General features: G+C 64.8%; 1 protein-coding gene and 1 pseudogene. One reads left to right on the top strand and one right to left on the bottom strand.

The annotated features are described in order from the left end of the window. Window positions 1-294: 294 nt before the first annotated feature. Window positions 295-1266: a Na+-dependent transporter gene (locus CWO89_RS42715; protein WP_130584197.1), complete on the top strand. Its 972-nt coding sequence runs from the start codon at window positions 295-297 to the stop codon at window positions 1264-1266. A gap of 211 nt (window positions 1267-1477) precedes the next feature. Here CWO89_RS42715 and CWO89_RS42710 read toward each other — a convergent pair. Beyond that, window positions 1478-2550, bottom strand: a pseudogene (locus CWO89_RS42710) (tartrate dehydrogenase). Window positions 2551-2776 lie beyond the last annotated feature (226 nt).

Below are 2776 nucleotides of genomic sequence, written 5' to 3'. Positions count from 1 at the left end.
TGTGCTCCGCTGTAGCCGCCTTGCTCGCGCCACAACGCATTCCGGTGGTTATGGGTCCTGGCCTTCGCCAGGACGACACGGAAGCCTCTTGCCAACAGCGCCCGGCGATGCCAATCAAGTCCCATGGACGATTGCATGACCTTCACTGCGTCGCGCTGGTGGCGCTCCTTTTAGGGAGCGGCACGTCGTCTTGTCTCATCTGCAAAACATGAACGAGTGCCGCCGCAGTCCGGCGGGCGCGTGTTCTTATCTCAACAGGCCTCTTCGTGCTGCGGCTCCATCAGGAGAACGCCAATGCCTGTTGCCTTGACTGCTATCATCGCCGCCATCGCCCGGCCGCTCGCATGGCTCGGCCGCCAGGGCACACGCGCCGTCGCCGCTTTGGTATTCATCGGCATCGCGATCCCGCCGCTCGGAGAAGCCTTGCGGCCCTTCGTTACGGAAGCCGTCTTTCTCCTGCTCTGCATTTCCTTCATGCGCGTGGACATCTCCGCGCTGCGGCTCTATTTGCGCCGGCCTGCGATCGTCGCGGCCGCGACGGGATGGACGCTGCTGGCGGTCCCGGCTATCACCGGCATATTCTGGCTCGCGACGGGCCTACGCACGGCGTCGCCCGATCTCTTCTTAGGCTTGATGCTGCAGGCAGTGGCTTCGCCGATGATGGCCTCCCCCTCGCTCGCGGCGCTGATGGGACTGGACGCCACGCTGGTGCTGATCACGCTCGTGACCGGCACCGCGCTGGTGCCGCTCACCGCGCCGCTGTTCGCCTATCTCTTCTTCGGCGCAGCCTTGACCTTGTCGCCGGTCGCACTCGGCGCAAAACTGTTCCTGTTCCTGGCCGGCGCGCTCGCGGTCGCTGCGATCATCCGTTTGTTGTTCGGGCTTGCCGCCATCGAACGCCACAAGGCGCCGATCGACGGCCTGAACATCCTGATCCTCCTGGTGTTCGTGTGCGCGGTCATGGGTCCGGTCGCGCCGAGCTTCTGGCGTGAACCGCTGCAGGCGCTCGGGCTGACGCTGCTCGCCTTTGCGGTGTTCTTTGCGCTCCTCGCCGGCACCATGCTGGTGTTTCGCCGCTTCGGCATGGAGCGGGCGCTTTCCCTGGCCTTGATGGTGTCGCAGCGGAACATGGGCCTGATGGTCGCCGCCACCGACGGCGTGCTGCCGGGCCTGACCTGGCTCTACTTCGCGCTATCGCAATTCCCGATCTACCTGTCGCCGCTACTGCTCAAGCCAATCATGGGACGGCTGACGAAGCGGCGGTAGAGACAGGTGCGGCAGAACTGCCGCCAGAAATAGCGCCGTCATTGCGAGGAGCGATAGCGACGAAGCAATCCATGCTTCCGCGCACGCGGCTCGATGGATTGCTTCGCGGAGCTTGTCATCGGGCGCGCGTTCGCGCGACCCGTTGGCTCGCAATGACGGCTGGGCAGTCATTCGTCCGAAGTTCTGCGCAAGAGCGGGGGAGAGGGGGGCTTCACACGTTCGTGCCGTGAATCGCGTCGATCACGGCGTCCGTCACCTCTTTCGTCGTCGCTTTGCCGCCGACATCCGGCGTCAGCACGCCGGCGGCGCAGACGCGCTCCACCGCCGCCATAAGCCGCGCGGCCGCGTCCTTCTCGCCGAGATGCTCCAGCATCTGCGCGCCGGTCCAGAAGTCGCGACCGGGTTGGCGATGCCCTTGCCGGTGATGTCGAAGGCCGAGCCGTGGATCGGCTCGAACATCGAGGGGAAGCGACGCTCGGGATCGATGTTGCCTGTTGGCGCGACGCCGAGGCTGCCGGCGAGCGCGCCTGCCAGATCGGACAGGATATCGGCGTGCAGGTTGGTCGCCACGATGGTGTCGAGGCTTTTCGGGTTCAGCGTCATGCGCACCGTCATGGCGTCGACCAGCATCTTGTCCCAGGTGACATCGGGGAATTGTTGCGCCACTTCGGCGGCGATCTCGTCCCACATCACCATGCCGTGACGCTGCGCGTTCGACTTCGTCACCACGGTGAGAAACTTCCGTGGTCGCGCCTGCGCGAGCCGGAAAGCATAGCGCATGATGCGCGTGACGCCGACGCGGGTGAAGATCGCAACTTCGGTGCCGACTTCTTCGGGCAGGCCCTTATGCGCGCGTCCGCCGGCGCCGGCATATTCGCCTTCCGAATTCTCGCGCACGATCACCCAGTCGAGATCTCCGACGCCGACATTGCGCAACGGCGAGGCGACGCCGGGCAGGATCTTGGTCGGCCGCACATTGGCGTATTGGTCAAAGCCCTGGCAGATCGGCAGCCGCAGCCCCCACAGCGTGATGTGGTCGGGCACATCGGGCGCCCCGACCGCGCCGAAATAGATCGCATCGAACTTCTTCAGCTCGGTGAGCCCGTCCGCCGGCATCATGACGCCGTGCTTCTTGTAGTAGTCCGAGCCCCAGTCGAACGTCTTGAACTGGAAGGCAACATCGCCGGAGCGTTGCGCCAGCGCCTCCAGCACACGAACGCCCGACGAGATCACCTCGGGGCCGATACCGTCGGCAGGAATGGCGGCGATGGAATGGGTGCGCATGAGGAGTCTCTCCCAGGGTATGATTTGTCGGATGCGTAACCCATCATCTCGCACGCGCCAAGCTTCTTGGTCATTCCGGGGCGCGCGCAGCGCGAGCCCGGAATCCATTTCGCCGCATGCTCTGCGGTTGGATGGATTCCGGGCTCATCGCTTCGCGATGCCCCGGAATGACGGAGGCGAAAAATTCGCCAGCAATTCCAACCTGATTGGCCCCGTCCAGCCCTCA

The organism is Bradyrhizobium sp. Leo170, from assembly GCF_004296405.1.
Classification (GTDB): Bacteria; Pseudomonadota; Alphaproteobacteria; order Rhizobiales; family Xanthobacteraceae; genus Bradyrhizobium.
Note: the sequence above shows the minus strand (reverse complement) of the source record. Positions and strands in the feature narration are given on the sequence as shown.